At 41.5% G+C, this 16,289-nt stretch carries 11 protein-coding genes; 5 read left to right on the plus strand and 6 right to left on the minus strand.

Features of this window, described 5'->3' with window-relative positions; genetic code table 11:
* Positions 1 to 158: 158 nt before the first annotated feature.
* The 3 genes from QUA77_RS10730 (at position 159) to QUA77_RS10740 (ending at position 1,941) form a co-directional block, all read left to right on the plus strand.
* A complete protein-coding gene (locus QUA77_RS10730; RefSeq protein WP_333450104.1) occupies positions 159 to 575 on the plus strand; it encodes a DUF3024 domain-containing protein in 417 nt (138 codons plus the stop codon).
* Between the two features lie 12 nt (positions 576 to 587).
* Positions 588 to 785, plus strand: coding sequence for a hypothetical protein (locus tag QUA77_RS10735; RefSeq protein WP_333450105.1), 198 nt, complete (start codon positions 588 to 590; stop codon positions 783 to 785).
* 388 nt (positions 786 to 1,173) lie between these two features.
* Entirely contained in the window at positions 1,174 to 1,941 is a 768-nt protein-coding gene (locus QUA77_RS10740) for a DUF1614 domain-containing protein (protein ID WP_333450128.1), read from the plus strand.
* Between the two features lie 230 nt (positions 1,942 to 2,171).
* Here the strand turns inward: QUA77_RS10740 and QUA77_RS10745 are convergent, their stop codons facing one another.
* The 6 genes from QUA77_RS10745 to QUA77_RS10770 form a co-directional block, all read right to left on the minus strand.
* Positions 2,172 to 6,353: a PIN domain-containing protein gene (locus QUA77_RS10745; RefSeq protein WP_333450106.1), complete on the minus strand. Its 4,182-nt coding sequence runs from the start codon at positions 6,351 to 6,353 to the stop codon at positions 2,172 to 2,174.
* 77 nt (positions 6,354 to 6,430) lie between these two features.
* Complete coding sequence (locus QUA77_RS10750) at positions 6,431 to 7,951, minus strand: tetratricopeptide repeat protein (protein WP_333450107.1); 1,521 nt, start codon at positions 7,949 to 7,951, stop codon at positions 6,431 to 6,433.
* Positions 7,948 to 9,090, minus strand: a complete 1,143-nt coding sequence (locus QUA77_RS10755) for a tetratricopeptide repeat protein (RefSeq protein ID WP_333450108.1) — start codon at positions 9,088 to 9,090, stop codon at positions 7,948 to 7,950. Before QUA77_RS10755 ends, QUA77_RS10750 begins: the two co-directional genes overlap by 4 nt.
* 32 nt (positions 9,091 to 9,122) lie before the next feature.
* Positions 9,123 to 11,015, minus strand: a complete 1,893-nt coding sequence (locus tag QUA77_RS10760; RefSeq protein WP_333450109.1) for a tetratricopeptide repeat protein — start codon at positions 11,013 to 11,015, stop codon at positions 9,123 to 9,125.
* 56 nt (positions 11,016 to 11,071) lie between these two features.
* Positions 11,072 to 12,778 (minus strand): phosphorylase family protein, encoded by a 1,707-nt coding sequence (locus QUA77_RS10765; RefSeq protein WP_333450110.1) that lies wholly within the window; start codon positions 12,776 to 12,778, stop codon positions 11,072 to 11,074.
* Positions 12,765 to 14,732: a phosphorylase family protein gene (locus tag QUA77_RS10770; protein WP_333450111.1), complete on the minus strand. Its 1,968-nt coding sequence runs from the start codon at positions 14,730 to 14,732 to the stop codon at positions 12,765 to 12,767. Before QUA77_RS10770 ends, QUA77_RS10765 begins: the two co-directional genes overlap by 14 nt.
* A gap of 149 nt (positions 14,733 to 14,881) precedes the next feature.
* On the opposite strand from QUA77_RS10770, the gene QUA77_RS10775 reads away from it, so the two are divergent.
* Positions 14,882 to 15,433, plus strand: a complete 552-nt coding sequence (locus tag QUA77_RS10775; protein WP_333450112.1) for a hypothetical protein — start codon at positions 14,882 to 14,884, stop codon at positions 15,431 to 15,433.
* Between the two features lie 351 nt (positions 15,434 to 15,784).
* Complete coding sequence (locus QUA77_RS10780; protein WP_333450113.1) at positions 15,785 to 16,279, plus strand: protein kinase domain-containing protein; 495 nt, start codon at positions 15,785 to 15,787, stop codon at positions 16,277 to 16,279.
* The last annotated feature ends 10 nt before the right edge of the window (positions 16,280 to 16,289 follow it).

Raw genomic sequence — 16,289 nt, forward strand, 5'->3', positions numbered from 1 at the left:
TCCTCGCTGTACCCCGATCGCTTTCCAGAACGCTAGACACCCTCAAACTGCGATTTTTGCGTTATATATTTAGCGATGGGGCATAATGTAGGGTCTGACCCCTTGTTGTACCCCGCTCACTTTAAAGAAAATTTAGAATAATCAGGGGAACAAATTCAATGGCAAAAAAAGCAAAAAAGCTCTGGCTTTCTTCTTCTCCCAAACAGTCTAAACCTACAGTGCCTGATACTGAGAAACAATTAATCGAACAAAAATGTAATGAGTTAATTGAGACAGAATTCAAGCCCAAATATATCGATTCTCCCCCCACTGACCATGATTTCAACTATCGAACGGATATCTTTGGCAAGTGGTATCGCAACTATTTTTACTTTTGCTCGACTTATAATTGTCCGAGTCCGAGGGCGATTTCCCCGTCTTTTGAGTCTCGCTCCGCCCGTTTAGAATATGTAGGGCAGGATTGTTTTAATGTTGCCTACATGAGACATACCGGGCAATGGTGGGAAATTCTGCATGGTTTATCTTTAGAAGAATGTTTATCGGAAATTAGAAATAATCCCCTGTTACATCCTTAATCGTTGCTCTAATTGGCAATCGTTCTTTTAATTATCGAATTGGCTCTCCTGACAGAGTATTTTGTGTTTCCCAACGTCAAGCTTGTTCTGAATGATTTGTACGGGATGGAGCCAAAAATGTTATCTGGTGTTGAGTTGGCTCTGCGGGTACAGGATAAATGCGATTCGCAAGCAACAACTTACACGGATACCACCTCCGATTTCTCTTGAATTCAGTTAGAGACAATCAATCATGGTGGTGGAGACGGTTATAGCATTGGCTGCGGTTATGGTGGCGGTGGCCACGGTGGCGATCGAAAAAATCGATCGAGCCCTTCAATGCTAAACAAGTCCACGGATTCAAAATATGACTTTTATGAAATTAAGGTTATGACTTTTATGAATTGACCGATTATCTCGCTTATGGAATAATGTTAATTAATTTCAAATCAAGCATTCTTTACCCAAAACTAAAGTGAATCTCAAATTATCAAAATCGCCCAACTAGATTTCCGTTGCAAATATGATTTATGAATAAAAACGTCGGTATAAATCCGTAATTCTAGCAGCATAAGAGCTTGAAGAAAAAGATGTAACATCTACTATACTAATCTTGGCGATGTATTTCTTAAAGCAACAATTTATCCGCTGGTTAAACGATAATCTTTACGTCATTAGAGAAGGGCAGTCGAGCTGGGTTTTTCATCCAAAATCAGGTCTAGGATGCCTTATCTTTTTCCTACTTTTTGTGGTTTCCCTAATAATTAGTTTGGGAGTCACAAGTATTATGATTTTCAAAATTTATCCAATTGTGTTTTCAACCCTAATTACTCGACTGGGCATTGCCCCAGGGTTAGGTTTACCTCTCCTTATTGCAGTTTTTTTGGGGTACTTTATCAATTTACCACTTTTTATATTGACAGCAAAGGGCCAATCAAAACAGCAAGTCAGCTTTGAACTACTTCCGCTTTTATTGTTCAAGCGTTGCTTACCTTCATACAAAACCCCATCTAAAATTTATGGTTATATTGGTTTAAATGTATCAGGAGGGTTGCTTCCCATTATTTTGGCGCTTTACCAATTCCATCGCGTTCAACAAGAAGCAATTTTGATAGTAACTGCGGTTGTTGGGTTAATAAGTTACTTCTTAGTGACAATCATACCAGGAATAGCCATTGTTACTAAAACATCGAGGTTTTGGTTGATTACGATTGTTGCAGTTTTGTCAGCAATGGCATTGGTTGGTGACGGGGTGAATCGCTATGATGTGTCAGTTGCTTTTGCTGGGTGTGAAACAAGAATCCCTTCACATAAACGGCAGGGGTTTGTTAAATCGGGCGGTACATACCAGCCCCCGGTCAAAGACCACCAGCTTTCGCCGCATTGATTAAACCTGTAGAACTCTGTTATTCTGCTTTCTGCGGTAGTGGCGGGTCTAAGTTCTAGTTTCGAGCCGGCGATCGCACTTTTCTAATTCCCACCGGATTTGACCGCTGCGATCGCCTTCGCCTAAAACTCCGGTAGAAAAAGAGCGATTCGGAACTAATTAAATTTACATTGATTCAGGTTTGATACAGGGATTTTCAATAAACTCAATCAACGGATTTCCTAATTCCGTTATGTGATGAATGACTGCGAATTGAACCAGGCATTAATCACTCTTTGAACTTCTTGCTGTTGCAAAGGAATTACATGAAATCTTTCTTGAATAGCCCGTTCAAGTTCTTTGACAAAAATTGTTGCTGAACGTTTTTCTGTGAGTATCTTCAGCATCTCGAAAACTAAAGCATCACGAGGGTCAATCAACTGAGTATGTGTTATAACAACGTCAAGATAAAGTTGACGGAGAAAATCCGCTGCGACGGACACTGCATATTCCAGAGGAGTATTTTTATCAGCAAGTGCTTTTAATGCTGAAGCATAAATTGGCTGTAATTTCCATTCGGTGAGTCTGACTGCCTCCATCAAAGTTTTAGCATCAATAATTGTGTATCTGTAACCCAGATTTGCAAGTCCTAGTGTTGCTTTACGGTAAAGAGATTCGTTAATATTTTGCTGTATTAAACAGTATCTCAAAACAACTTGCGTCCAAACTCCCGGTACACTCGAATCTGCACCTGCATACCAGCGTAACCACTGATCGTCAGAATATAGAATACGTCCAGGCTCTCCAGCAATTAGCATTGTATCAATAAACACTGCATCTATCGACTCATATAGTTTGGTTCGCTCGTCATGGTTGATATCCAGTTTTCTCTGGCAAGGTAAAACAAAACAATTCTCTCTAACCCAATTAATAACTTGTCCAAAAAAAGTTTTTTCTCGAGCAATCTGTTCTGAAGTAACCTCTTGTTTGATACCTTGCCCATCCTCTACTCCAAAAGTTGTAAATCCCTCACCCTGTAAACCTTGTGCTGTGTCGAGCTTTGCTTGAAACAGGTCGATTGTTGACTGGGCAATTCCAAATTTTCCGAGAAGTCTCACAACATCATCTGCGACCCCTAAATGGTGAAGAGTAACTAATGAGATAGGATCGATAACGATAAGTCCACCCTTTTGAAGAGTGATTAAAGCATCTTCAAACTTCTCCTGTTGGTAGTTAGACCATGCATGAATGAAAGGTGACGATCCAAATGCCAAAATCTGCCAAAGTTCTATTGGATTGCGATTCACCAGAATGGCAACAGCACCAAAAGGAAGCTTACCTGAAACATATTCAGATTTAATGAGGTTGAAGTCCTCTTGATGCTGTTTCAATCCTTCAATAAACTGTTGCACCCAGTTAGAGGAGGGACTATCTCCTTCCATTGGAACAGGAACTATCCTAAAACCCTTGATATTAGTCTGATTTTCTAATACAGAGAAGCTTTGCTTACCTGCCGCACAGTATTTATCTGTGATAGCTAAAATTCTGAGAGTATTGCGTCCGAAGTTATCTTCTACTAGAACAACTTCTTCTCCAATATGCTTACCAATCAAGTATTGATAAAGTGATTGGCTAGAGTTAAGTTCATACTGGGTTAAATTTACATCTGGTCGATCTTCAAGGATGTACCACTGGTCTTTACCAAAAATATTCCTCAAGAGAACTCCGCATCCATCTTTTACTGTCTCAAAATTCTGAATGCCCGATTGGATTTTGGTTGCCTCAAGATATGATATCTGATAGAAGGCATGAACTTGCCCATCGTTATAGAAACAATGCCTCATTTCATAAATCACTTCAAAAAAGCTATCGATCCGATCCCTAACTTTATAAAATTGAGCAAGTTTCTTAATGTTAGCTAATTTTAAAGTTTTAATACTTGGTCTTGAATCAAGAAATCGATCTAATTCCTCATATTTTCCTGTAGCATAGTGCACTGATGCCAATAGCAACTGCACTACTACATTATCGGGAAAAATATTGAGGTAATTCTCACAAATTTGCCTAGTAGCATCCATATTACCTATATCGCTATAGATAGAGGCAGCTATTTCGGAGAGAGTCGGTAGAACACCATATTTATCGAGAAGCTGTTGGCATAAATTCAGCGCATCTCTGTAGTTTCCTGCGAAATAGTGAGCTTGTACCAACTGGCGAGAAAGTGCAGTATTAAGGGTTTTATCAACAAAGTGCTCATAAACTTCGGCTGCATCCCGATAGTAACTCAATGAATAAAGAACATCAGCAAGAATAATTTGGGCATGAGTAGAACTTTTGGAAAAAAGAGCCGCTTTAGCTTGTTCAACTAACGCTGGAATATTTTCCTCTGAACCAATATACTTCTGCCACCGGATGTTTTGAATAAGTGTAAAAACGCTTTCTGGGTCTTCGTTGTTTACCTGTTGAAGTATGTCCTCTGCATTCTTGCGATCGTCACGTTCTAAGAACAGGTCAAACTTGAGGCGCTTAGCTTCCTGCTTGAGATATTCAGGACTGTCTGTTTGCAAAAACTGGTTCAATATGTCTTCCGCTTCCTTAACGCGCTTGAGAGCCATTAAGGAGCTAGCAGCTAACAACGATGCTTCTGGTGTTTCGGGAGAAAACAAAATTTGCTGCACATAGTTATAAGCTTCTTCTTCGTTTCCTTTTTCATGGGCTAACAGAGCACGTTGTTTAATCAAGTAAGGCTCTTTGGGTTTTTTCCGAAGAGCAATTTCAATGTCACGAATTGCTTCATCATAATGACCTAGCAATCGCAGAGTTCCTGCTCTATTAACCAACGCTGTGAATTTTAGGGGTGATAAATCATTTGGATTTACGTAGGCTCCTCCCAAAACTTCAGTGAAGAGGGAAACAGCCCGTTCCAAACTATGCTTTTGGGAATCTAATAGCTGACCAGCAGCAATAAGTGGATAGTTTTGAATAATAGGTTCCATTAAAGCAACAGCCAGAAAAGCTTTGACGCTATCCATGCTGTTGCCATTGTTGTTATTAAGAGCAGCTTGCCACCATTCTTCTGCCTTTTCATATAGTCCACGTTTCAGAGCTGCTTCTCCAAGTGCTACCAAAACATCTGTGCATTCGTGGTACGCAGGAGGAATTTGTTCTAGCACTGACTCAATAGATTCTGTGACTGAAGCTATCCTAACACGCAACGAGTATGCAAGGGCATTCGCTGGGTTTTTCTGCAATGCTGTCTCAATAAATTTCTCAGCGTTGGGATAGTCTTTTTGAAACACATAGCCCATTGCTGCTAGGGCTAATGCTGCGTCATCTTGCGGATTATATTGCTGTGCTTCCACAAATTTTGCAGCAGCAGCATCACTGCTTTCGTCAAGACCCAGCTTTGCCATACCTAAATTTGTTAGAAGACGATACTTGAGTATGTCATCTAGTTGATACCATAGGTCCGCATTCAGCATTTCTAGATATTGAACTGCCTGATTGAATTGTCCCTGTTGGATTAAGGTTTGTGCATAATCAATACGTTTATGACGTTCATCCATAAGGCTGCTTGAGCCACCATTCACTGCTTCTTTAATTCGTTTTCCAATTCCAGCTAGCAGATCATCAGGAGTTATGCCGTATGACACAACTCCTTGAACTCGTTCAGTGGTTTCTGCATTATCTGTTTTGTACTTAGCAAGAATCTCAAAAGTGAATGCAATTGCATTCTGTGACCCAATGGATCTGGAATCTGCTTGAATTCCCAAGTCTGGATTATCATTAATCAGACGGCAGATACCATGTACTGTTAATGCAAGAACGTTCTGGTTAGCATCAACAGCTTTGAGAAAGCCGAATCCTAAATTCTCAACAGCGACAGCATCACTATATTGAGAACGCAAAAACTTTAGAAGATCCGCCTGTTCATCAGCAACTTCTTTTTCTCCAGATGCGATCGGTGCTAGAAGAACAGAAGGTGATGAATTAGATATTTCAGGAGATAGCCTATTCCGCCAGTGAGGGTGTCTCCGTTCCGCTTTGGCTCTTGACTCAAGCGGATAGGATGGCTTTTGCGTCTCTGGTCGGGGTAAAAATTTATTTTCTGCTCTACCCAACTCGTAACCATAAACTTTAGTAGCAACTACGACATCACCCAGAGATACATCTTTGATGCCAGTAGCACCGCTTACCAGAAAGATGACATCTGGCTTGAAATGACTGATTGCTCGCTCCGCTTCTGAAGCTGCACTGGTATTGCTGTTATCAATCTCAGCGATTGCGACTTCCCACGTTTGTCCATTTGTAGAAAATTGCCCTAACTCATAGACCGTACCTTGCGAATGCGTTTCCTCTGCAAGGTGCGTTAAATGAACACGAATAGCTTGGTAATCATCAGGATGAGAGGTTAGGATGACTGCACGAGGCATTGGTAAATACTTTTGTATCACTGTCTATTATTTTATTTTAAGAATTTCAGAGAATTTTGCCCACTTGTGGTTATGATTTACTCCTCAAATAAATGTTTTCTTAACCTAAATACTGCATCTTCGCCCTGAGCCTCCTGAATGGTCGCCAAATGTTTTTCCACCAGTTCAATATACTCTTCAATACCAACCTCAAAAGCGATTTGGGTTAGCAGTACGATTACTGTTTCTATTTGAGAGGCTGGCAGTGAGTCAAAAATGAGTAGACTATTCAGCAGACTGGAGACAGCCAGATCGAACTGCTTGGACAATCGATAGCCATCCCCCAAATTATACATAGCAGCCGCGCATCCCCAGCGATCGCCCATCCCCTGAGTAATTTCTATGCTGGCTTGCTGGCATCGAATTGCCTCTTTATACTGACCCAAGCAAGTGTAGGTGTTACCCATATTGCTGAGAGCATAGGCTTCACTCTGACGGCTTTGACGTTGGCGAGCAAGGGAAAGATTTTGTCGAAGGTACTCCAATGAGACTTCGTAATTACCCAAGTCTTTGTAAATCGTACCAATATTGCCCAAAGCCTTTTCTTGTCCTTCCAGATAGTTGATTTCACGAGATATTTCAAGCTGTTGTTGATAGTAATGAAGGCCCTCCTGAATATCTCCCAATTCGGTAATAACGTTGCCCAAACTGCCTAAAGTCACCGCCATCGCCTTTTTGTTACCAATTTGAGCGCTAATTCGTAAACTGCTCTGGAAGAGATCTCTGGCAATATCGTGGACTCCCAGGTAATACTGAGCGACTCCCAGGTTTTCTAAAGCGTTTGCTTCCCCCTCTTGATCGTCTAATTCCCAGGCAATCTGCAAGTGTTGCTGATGATACGCGATAGCTTCCTCAAAATTGCTCTGCAATCGTTGCAACACGCCGAAGTTACCCAAAAGTTTTCCTTCCCCTTTGCGATCGCCCAACTGACGCGCCAAGTTTAGTGCCTCTTCATAGCAAGCAACTGCCACAAGGTATTGCCTCGTTGCACCATAGACATTTCCCAAGTTAACAAGCGCGTTTTTTTCGGCTTCCAAATCACCTGTTTGTCTGGCGAGGTTCAAATGCTGGGAATGATATTCAATAGCCCTCGAATAATCACCTAGAGTCTGATAAGCCAGACCTAAACCATTCAAACAAACCATTTCTGTCTCTGGAGTCAAATGACCTAAGAGTCTTTTATAAAGCAGGACTTGCTCGGGATAGTATCCCCATCGCCCTAACTGATGGTGGAATGGCTCAATGAGAGAGCCTTCCAAGCTCTTATTCACAAGATTGACTGAGATCAACATTAACTCAATTGCCTGTTCCCACGCGGCTACTTCACACAAGTGGTGAAACGATTCCAGAAGACCTCTCGTTTGCTCTATATTGGTTGCCTCAGCCTTTGGTTGATATTTTGTCAGCCAGTTCTTAACGGCTTTATAGTGGGCACGCTCCAGGTGTGAAACGAGTGTGTGTCGCCCACCGGCAGTAGAAAGCCCTAAGTGAAATAGAATTGTTTGCCCAGCTTGAACCAGGTCATCTGTTTCCAGAATCATTTGTTCCTGCCTGTTCATTGAGCAGCCTCTTTTTGAGTTTTTTGCAATCTTAGGCCTAACTGCTGAAAGGAGTCAAGCGGTATACCTAGTTGATCGGCAATGGAAAAAGCCTGTTGACAATACTTACGAACCAAATCTTTATTACCTAATCTTTGATAAAAGGCTGTTAAATTTAAAAGGACATTAACTTCTGTCAAACGATTGCCAATTTCTCTACAGATGTCCAGAGATTCCTGAAAATATTTCATGGATTCTGAATCCCGCTTACAAATTGCTAGTGTAGTTGCTAAGTTAAATAATGCGTCCCCCTCTCCTGCACGATCTTGGGTAGTTTGCATAAGGGTTAAATGTTGCTGCTGGTATTCAATAGCTTTCTCGTAATTTTCTAAACCACCATAAGCTTGCGCGAGGCTTCCCAAAACCCTTCCCTCATACGAAGGGTTGTAGCTTTGACGTAAAATCCTCAGACTCTCCTGCAGGTACTTAATTGCTTTGGAGTATTTTCCCTTTTGACAAAACACCAGCCCTAAGCTGTTCAAAGCGATAGCTTGTCCTTGATAGTTATGATTTTTCCATGCAATAACTAAACCTTGCCAAGTGTAATTAATTGATTGGGAGTGATTTCCTAAATATAAGTAAACAAGTCCGAGGCTATTTAAAATTGCACTTTCCTGCTGACAATCGGGAAGTATACGTGCAAGTTCTAATGCCTGTTGATAATATTCAATGGCTTTTTCCAGGTATCCCTGAGCGTAATATACCTTGCCCATACCGTATAAGAAAATAGTCTGATAATAGGGATGGATATTAGCTAAGTCTTCTAAAAATTTCTTGTACAATTCTAATAGATTTCTATAATATCCCCAAGTAAATAGTTGATTATGTAACTGTTCATTTTCAGGATAAGTAATATTAATGACTAAAATTTTTAAAGCTTGATTCCAAGCTTCGACTTCACATAGATGATGGAATGCTTCCAAATAACCTCGTACCTGATCTAGATTTGAAGCATCTGTCGCGGGCTTATACTTTGTGAGCCAGTTGATTACCGCTCTGTATTGAGTAAGTTTCCACTTAGGAGTAATAAGTTTTAAAGTAGCTTGTTCAATACCAAGTTCAGCTAAAAATGTCTCGATACAGGGTGTTATTTGATCCATTCTTTAGTACCAATCAGAAGTTTGATGTTGAATCAATTATGGCGGCGCTCCAATTGTTGTTTTAATTTTATACATTTTTTTTGTAGAGGGATATCTAACTCGGTGGCAATGGACAAGGCGCGATCGCAATACATCAGCGCTTGCTCGGAATACGTCAACTTCTTATAAAGCTTTGCTAAGTTATATAGAGCAGTAGCCTCAGTAGAAATATCACCAATTTCATGCAAAATGTCTAGGGCTTGCTGCAAAGATTCTAACGCTTGTGAATACTGACCACATTCAATGAGAATAGCTCCCAAATTACACAATGTCATTCCTTCTCCTTGTCTATCTCCGATTTCATTTGCGATTATTAAAGCCTGCTGATAGTAATCTATTGCACCAGAAAAATTTTTTTGGGAATAATTAGCACTACCCAAATTCATCAATGCAGTTGCTTCTCCTTGGAGATCGCCAATTTCCCGTGCAATTCTCAAATGCTGCTGGTGGTATTCAATGGCTTGCTCGTAATTTCTTAATGAATCACAGATATTGCCAATATTACCCCAAGCACCAGCTTCTCCCTGTCGATCGCCGATTTCCCGCGCGATCGCCAAATGCTGCTGCTGGTAATTAATGGCTTGCTCGTAATTTCCTAGAGCATCAAAGACATTGCCCAAATTGCCTAGTGCATTCCCTTCTGCTTTTCGATCGCCGATTTCCCGCGAAATAGCCAAATGCTTCTGATAACAATCAGTGGCTTTAGCATATTCTGCTAGAAAATAGTAGGTATTTCCCAAATTACCTAATGCAGTTCCTTGTCCCTGAAAATCCCCTATTATCTGTGCGATGGTTAAATATTTTTCGTGGTACTTAATTGCACCACTGTAATCTCCCAGCAAATGGTAAACATTACCCAAATTTCCCAGCGCATTTCCCTCTCCCTGGCGATCGCCGATTTCCCGTGCGATTGTCAAATGCCGCTGGTGGTATTCAATTGCTTGCTTGTAATTTCCTAATGAATTGTAAGTATTGCCTAAGTTTCCTAGTGCCATCCCTTCTCCCTGGCGATCGCCGATTTCTAGTGCAATAGCCAAATGCTGCTGGTGGTAATCAATTGCTTGCTTGTAATTTCCAAGCTCGTAATAAGCAAAACCCAAACCGCTGAGTGCTATTCCTTCTCCCTGATGATTCCCGATTTCGCGCGCTATATCTAAATGCTGGTGATGGTATTCAATAGCGCGGGAAAAGTTCCCTAGAGAATTGTACGCAATGCCTAAATTCCCTAATACCCTTCCTTCTCCTTGGCGATCGCCTATTTTCCGTACAATGGCTAAACACTTTTCGTAGAATTCAATCGCATGGGTAACGTCACCTAAAGAATTGTAGGCAATAGCAAGATTCCCCAGTGCCATTGCTTCTTGCTGACTATCACTTAGCGATGGCGCGAGTTCCAGATGCTGCTCATGGCACTCAATTCCTCGGTGGTAGTTTCCAGTAGAATTAGCAACAATGCCTAGACCATTCCAACAAATAGCATCCCATCTAGAATCTAACTTGCCTAATAGTTTCTTGTACAGATCTGATACTTCATCATACTCACTCCAAAGGCGCATCTGCACGTGCAATTCTTCATGAGTAGGTGTATTGAGGTTAATAGAGAGGAGATTCTTAGCTTGTTCCCAAGCTTCTACTTCGCAAAGATGGTGAAATGCCTCTAATAAACCTCTTACTTTTTCCAAGTTGGAAGCATCAGGATTAGGCTTATACTTGGTTAGCCAATTAACTATCGCTCTGTATTGGGTGCGTTTCCAACGGGGTTTGATAGATTTTAAATCGGCTGGATCGATTCCAAGTTTTGCTAAAACTAAATCGCTGGAAGGTGTAATGCTAACTTCCTGTAAAGTCAATTCATCTTGATTATTTAATTCGGTTTTGTTAATCATAAGCTAGACGTAATTAGTGTGAATGATTTAGGAAAATTTTAATAAGTAGTAAGTTGTCAAACGCAAGGCTTTTTAATTGCATCGAGTACATAGGGTTGAGACAACACATAATGCACTAGGTTAGCAGCAGCAGCAGCAGCCAATGGTTGGTGTTTTTTATGTTTTGTCCCGTCTCCCCAATCGCAGATGGATTTCACTAAAATCCACGGCGTCCTTGATTCTCTGGCTGCTGCACAAAGTCCCGAGCCTTCCATCTCTCCTCCTTTGGCTTGCGGAAACTGCTTAAATAGCATAGCTTTAAATTCGGGATCGTCAACTAACTTTTCTCCTGAGAGAATAGCGCCAGGAATAATTGCAGATAGCTTGCCATTGGGAAGAAAAAACTCCCATTCATAAGCATTTTCAAAGCGATTCAGTAGTGTGCCGTCACTGGGCGGAATACTACCTCGCGGTGTTATTTCTCTTCCCTGGCGCTGTCTTTCGTAGAAAATAATTGCTGACGCAACTAAAACATCTCCTATTTTCTGCTCTGTCGTACATTTACCAAAAGCAATACCCACCATAATCACGGCTTTAGGATTCCACATATCCAGAGCTTGATTAGTTGCTAAGGTAGATGCACCCTCATCGACTGCTCCCATCCTGCATTTAGTAACAACCGTGTTGTAACGGCCTAACTTTCCACAATAGTATGTTCCTGATTTAGCGTATACCCGTAAAACCTGTTCTTGGTCAGGATAAGGTTCAAGCAATTTCAATACTGCTTGCAGTTCAACACCTGTTGCAGTAATTATTACAACATCACTACTATCTTTTATTGTTTGAGATTCTTTTTCATCAATTACTTTGGTTTGTGGGAAAGATGGCGAGTACCACTTTTGCTCCTCTAGACTATATTCTTCTTCTCGTTCATTTTCATAGGTTGTATATTTTTTTATCATTTCTTGGCATTCATTGATTAAATAATGATTTTGAATTTTTGTAGCAGCCTTTAAGGCTTGATTACATTTGCTTTTGGCTATATCTATTTTACCTGTTAGTTCATAGGTTATTGCTAATTCTTTCAGAGCTTTTGCGTTCAAAGCACTATCTCCTAGTGTATCAGAGATAGAGTAGGCTTTATATAAATTGTCTACAACTGACTCTAAATCGACTAGGCTTAAGTTTCCGACAGATTGAGAACGTTTGGCTTCTCTTTCCGCGAACGCTAAATTTACTAAAGTTTCCGCCTCTTCTAGTGGTAATTGAATTTCTCGATAAATAGCAATAGATTGTTTATAAAAATTTATTGCTATTTTATACCATTGGAATTCACAATCAATCATACCCATACAACGTAATCTTCTTGCTTTTATCTCGGGAATTTCAATTTCATTCAAAATACCACAACATTTCTCTTGCCATTCTCTAGCCTTGTCGTAATTCTTAAGCAAATAATGTAGACAGCCTAAGCTACATATTGCATCTGCTTGCCACACAAAATCGTTAATATTGACTGAAACAGTTAATTGTTGTTGATAATATTCAATTGCCATTTCATACTGATAACAACAAGTGAGTAGACTACCCAGTCCGGCTAAGGCTATGGCTTGTGCTTGTTGATTTGAGGTTTGGAAAGCCACTTCCAAAATTTGAAGATAGTGTTGAGTAGCCTCCTGATACTTTCCTTGGGTTTTTGCATTATTGCCCAGTGAAATTAGTGCAGTTATCGTTCCTGGATCTTCTCCCTGAACCTGTACTTTACGAAAATCATTCAGCATCATCGTCCAGTCTTTTTAAATGTTCAAGCGATACACCCCTGATTAAATTGTGCTGCCTGAGCAAACGCCGATCGCTTTCAACGACTTCTTCTACTAAATATCTGTCGCGCAACGCATCCAGCGCTACCTGCTGTTGATCTTCATCCCGATCCCAATCTTCCAGATGCGAGAGCCAAAAATCCTCCGGTACTGGGCAGCGATACACCGAAGCTACGCACAGCAATATATAGGCATAGCGAACATCTTCTTGCAACCGCTTGAAAGTCTTTTCTAGTCGAACTCGCACCTTCCTTCGCAAGTCGCGCGTGTATCGATGCAGTTTAAACTTATCATCCGCTGATGCTGTTATTCCCTTAGTCTTAGCTTCCTCGATCGCTTTCTCAACCTCTTCTACTTCACGTCCGTACTGATTCCAGTAAGCTAGAACCTTGCCATTAAAAGGTTGATTCCTAATTTCCCCAGCAATCACCCGCAACGCTAAAGGATGTCCCTCATAAGCACGTCCAATTCGCTCTAAATAAGGCTTACCTGTTGACTCTGTACCAACATCTAATCCTGTTTTATTGAACAATCGCAACCGTTCTGGTTCTTCCAGACCGCTCAGAGGTTGGCAATACCAAAAATTTTGATACCTCGTTCCTATTGTTGGGATCTGAGCGGGTAAATCTTGCGAAGTTAGGATGAGACAGCTTTCACAAGAATCTGCTGCTAGCAAACTTTGAAAAAATCGCACCCACCACTCATCTTTAAAATCACTCCATCCCTCCTCTTCATTCCCCTGTAGAATGTTCTCTAAAGAATCAAGTTGAACCAAATAGCGATTCTCTCTTAGATGTTTCACCAACCGATCTAGCAGGCGCTGAGTATCTTTGCGGTCTTCCGGTGTAATCAGTTCGCCCCACTTCTCCAACCACCTCGCCGCTACGCTAGCAAAATCATTAGATTGCTGTTCGTCCTCAAAATTTTCTTCGTGAAACTTACTCCAATCTCCCTCAAACCAGTCTGATAACTCGACTGCTAATCTTTCCCCTAAAGCCGTTTTCCCAATCCCTGTAATTCCCACAAGTATTAGTAATCGACAAGAGGAGCGAATTCGAGAACTCAAATCCTGAATCAGACTTTCCCGACCAACCCAAGTATCATCGTAAGCAAAAAAGTTGGGAGATATAGGTTTAGTTTTAGTTGTCCGACTGGAATCTCCATTGCTTAACCCATTTCCTTCCAGCTTCGCCAGAATCTCAAAAGCAAACGCACTGGCATTGCGAGCAGCCATTTGTTGAGAACCACCCGCATCGGCTTCACTCTTACCATCAATCAGATCGGAAATCCCACGGATAACGAGTGCCGATACTTGGTGATTGGCATGAGCCGCTTGTAGCAAGCCCCGCCCCTCCATCTCCACGGCTACCGCATCACCATAGTTCAACTGGATAAACTTAAAAACATGAGACTTGCTTGAAGCAATCACTTTTTCCCCGGCAGCAATCGGTGCGACGAATACGCGAGGGTTTGAATCGGGTACAGCAGATGTCAGCCTTTGCAGCCAATCCGATTTTTTCGACTCAGCCCTCGCTCGCTGGATCAAGCTGTACGTAGATAGCCCTAAATCGGGTCTGGGTTCAAATTTCAGTTTTGCCTTGCCAGACTCGTAACCATACACTTTCGTCGCGGCTACCACATCCCCAATAGCTACATCTTTGATGCCTCCAGCAACTCCCACAAATAGTATGACACTGGGATTGAAGTAGGCGATCGCCCTTTCCGCTTCCACCCCGGCACTCGCATTACCAGCACCAACTTCCACAATCCCGACTTCCCATGACGTAGCGTTAGCTACAAATTTTCCGCGTTCGTAAATTGTGCCTTGGGGGTGCATTTCTTCTCGGAGGTCGGCTATATGGGTGCGAACAGCCATATACTCGACTGGGAGAGCGGTCAATATTACTGCGCGAGGCATGGGTTAATCCTTGAAATAATCTGAATATCCACTATTTTGGCTATTTAATCAGGATTTGCCTAGAGAAAGAGAGAATTTCTTTAGCTTGCTGGTAAATATTTGTTAATCAGTCACAATAAATATAGGATTTGAGAAACTGGGAGTCAGCCATGAGTGATAAAGACCAAATTATTGAAATTTTCTTTAAGGAATACGACAAACTGAAATCTGAGCAGGCTCAAAGGATTGGTTTTCGGGATAATCTGCTTTATGTAACGCTAGGTCTGTTCGTAACAGTTGTGTCATTCGCTGTTTCTAACCCATCCAACTATTACGCTTTACTGGTAGTTCCCTGGGTGTGCCTGATTCTGGGCTGGACCTATGTGGTCAACGACGAGAAGATTTCCGCGATCGGCAGCTACATCCGCTACAAGCTGGTTGACAAGGTGAAGGAACACACAGGCTATACGGATTTGGAAACCCTCTTTGGTTGGGAAATTGCTCACCGCAACGACAAACACCGCAAACGGCGCAAGGTTCAGCAGTTGATGGTGGATGAGATTACGTTTGTTTTTTCAGGAGTGATTGCCTTGGCAACATTCTGGTTCCTGGTTCCACAACCCCCTCTGGGTGTGACCATTCTTTCCGGGCTTGAGCTTCTACTTCTAATCGTATTGGGAGTTGAAACGTTCATTTATGCTGACCTGGGAAAGGGGCGTTGACCTTTTATTTAGGTATATAATGTACGGCTCTTGAAAACGGAAACTCTCGTAATTGTAATCTAAATTTACGATCTTTGTGGTGAATATTTTTATATGCTCGCTCACCGTCGCTGAACTTAATCTTTGAAGTCAAGCGCACTCGAATTAAGTACTACAATTTGCGTTTTACTCAAACCTATCAAGCAGTTATGTTTGAGAATCGACAAGAGGTTATCAAACGGCGACTTCCGGGTAAGGGTTTATATTACAAAAGGGGATTAACTGATTTTAATTCTTTGTCTGTTAGCGAAGCTCTCTTAGCTAAATGCTAAATTTGAAGAAGCGCGCACATTAATAAAAAGTACAAAGAATATGAGCAAACCGAAAAACAAACCTTGGGATAAAAAATGGGAAATAGTTAAACCGATTGGGGGCGGCGGACAAGGGGATACTTTTCTTGTCAAACCTAAAGATGCTGCAATCTTGTCTCAGACTTTTGTATTAAAAAAACTCAAAAATCAGAAATATCCTGAAAGGCGCAAGAGAATGCACAGAGAGGTTGCTGCGTTGAGTACCCTCGATTGCCCCGGCATCCCGCGATTAATTGAATCAAACTCCGACCAATTTGCTGCCGACGTTCCGCTTTACATGGTTGGTGAATTCATTGAAGGGAAAACACTTTCACAATTCCTAGAAGCTCCCGCTAAACCTATGGGGATTGGGGATGCTATCACTCTTGTTCTGAAACTTCTAGAAACCATACAATACTGTCACGATCTTGGAATTGTACACCGAGATATCAAACCCGATAACATTATCATCCGCTGCAATGACATCAGCGCTCCAGTGGGAGCATCTCAGTTATGAAATAAGTAGA

It is taken from the genome of Microcoleus sp. K5-D4 (genome assembly GCF_036704575.1).
Classification (GTDB): domain Bacteria; phylum Cyanobacteriota; class Cyanobacteriia; order Cyanobacteriales; family Microcoleaceae; genus Microcoleus.

Bases quoted from the DNA above. Each gene is read 5' to 3' on its own strand.
- QUA77_RS10750 (WP_333450107.1), bottom strand. From the start codon at position 7,951: ATGAACAGGCAGGAACAAATGATTCTGGAAACAGATGACCTGGTTCAA.
- QUA77_RS10760 (WP_333450109.1), bottom strand. From the start codon at position 11,015: ATGATTAACAAAACCGAATTAAATAATCAAGATGAATTGACTTTACAG.
- QUA77_RS10745 (WP_333450106.1), bottom strand. From the start codon at position 6,353: ATGCCTCGTGCAGTCATCCTAACCTCTCATCCTGATGATTACCAAGCT.
- QUA77_RS10730 (WP_333450104.1), top strand. From the start codon at position 159: ATGGCAAAAAAAGCAAAAAAGCTCTGGCTTTCTTCTTCTCCCAAACAG.
- QUA77_RS10775 (WP_333450112.1), top strand. From the start codon at position 14,882: ATGAGTGATAAAGACCAAATTATTGAAATTTTCTTTAAGGAATACGAC.
- QUA77_RS10740 (WP_333450128.1), top strand. From the start codon at position 1,174: ATGTATTTCTTAAAGCAACAATTTATCCGCTGGTTAAACGATAATCTT.
- QUA77_RS10780 (WP_333450113.1), top strand. From the start codon at position 15,785: ATGAGCAAACCGAAAAACAAACCTTGGGATAAAAAATGGGAAATAGTT.
- QUA77_RS10770 (WP_333450111.1), bottom strand. From the start codon at position 14,732: ATGCCTCGCGCAGTAATATTGACCGCTCTCCCAGTCGAGTATATGGCT.
- QUA77_RS10755 (WP_333450108.1), bottom strand. From the start codon at position 9,090: ATGGATCAAATAACACCCTGTATCGAGACATTTTTAGCTGAACTTGGT.
- QUA77_RS10765 (WP_333450110.1), bottom strand. From the start codon at position 12,778: ATGATGCTGAATGATTTTCGTAAAGTACAGGTTCAGGGAGAAGATCCA.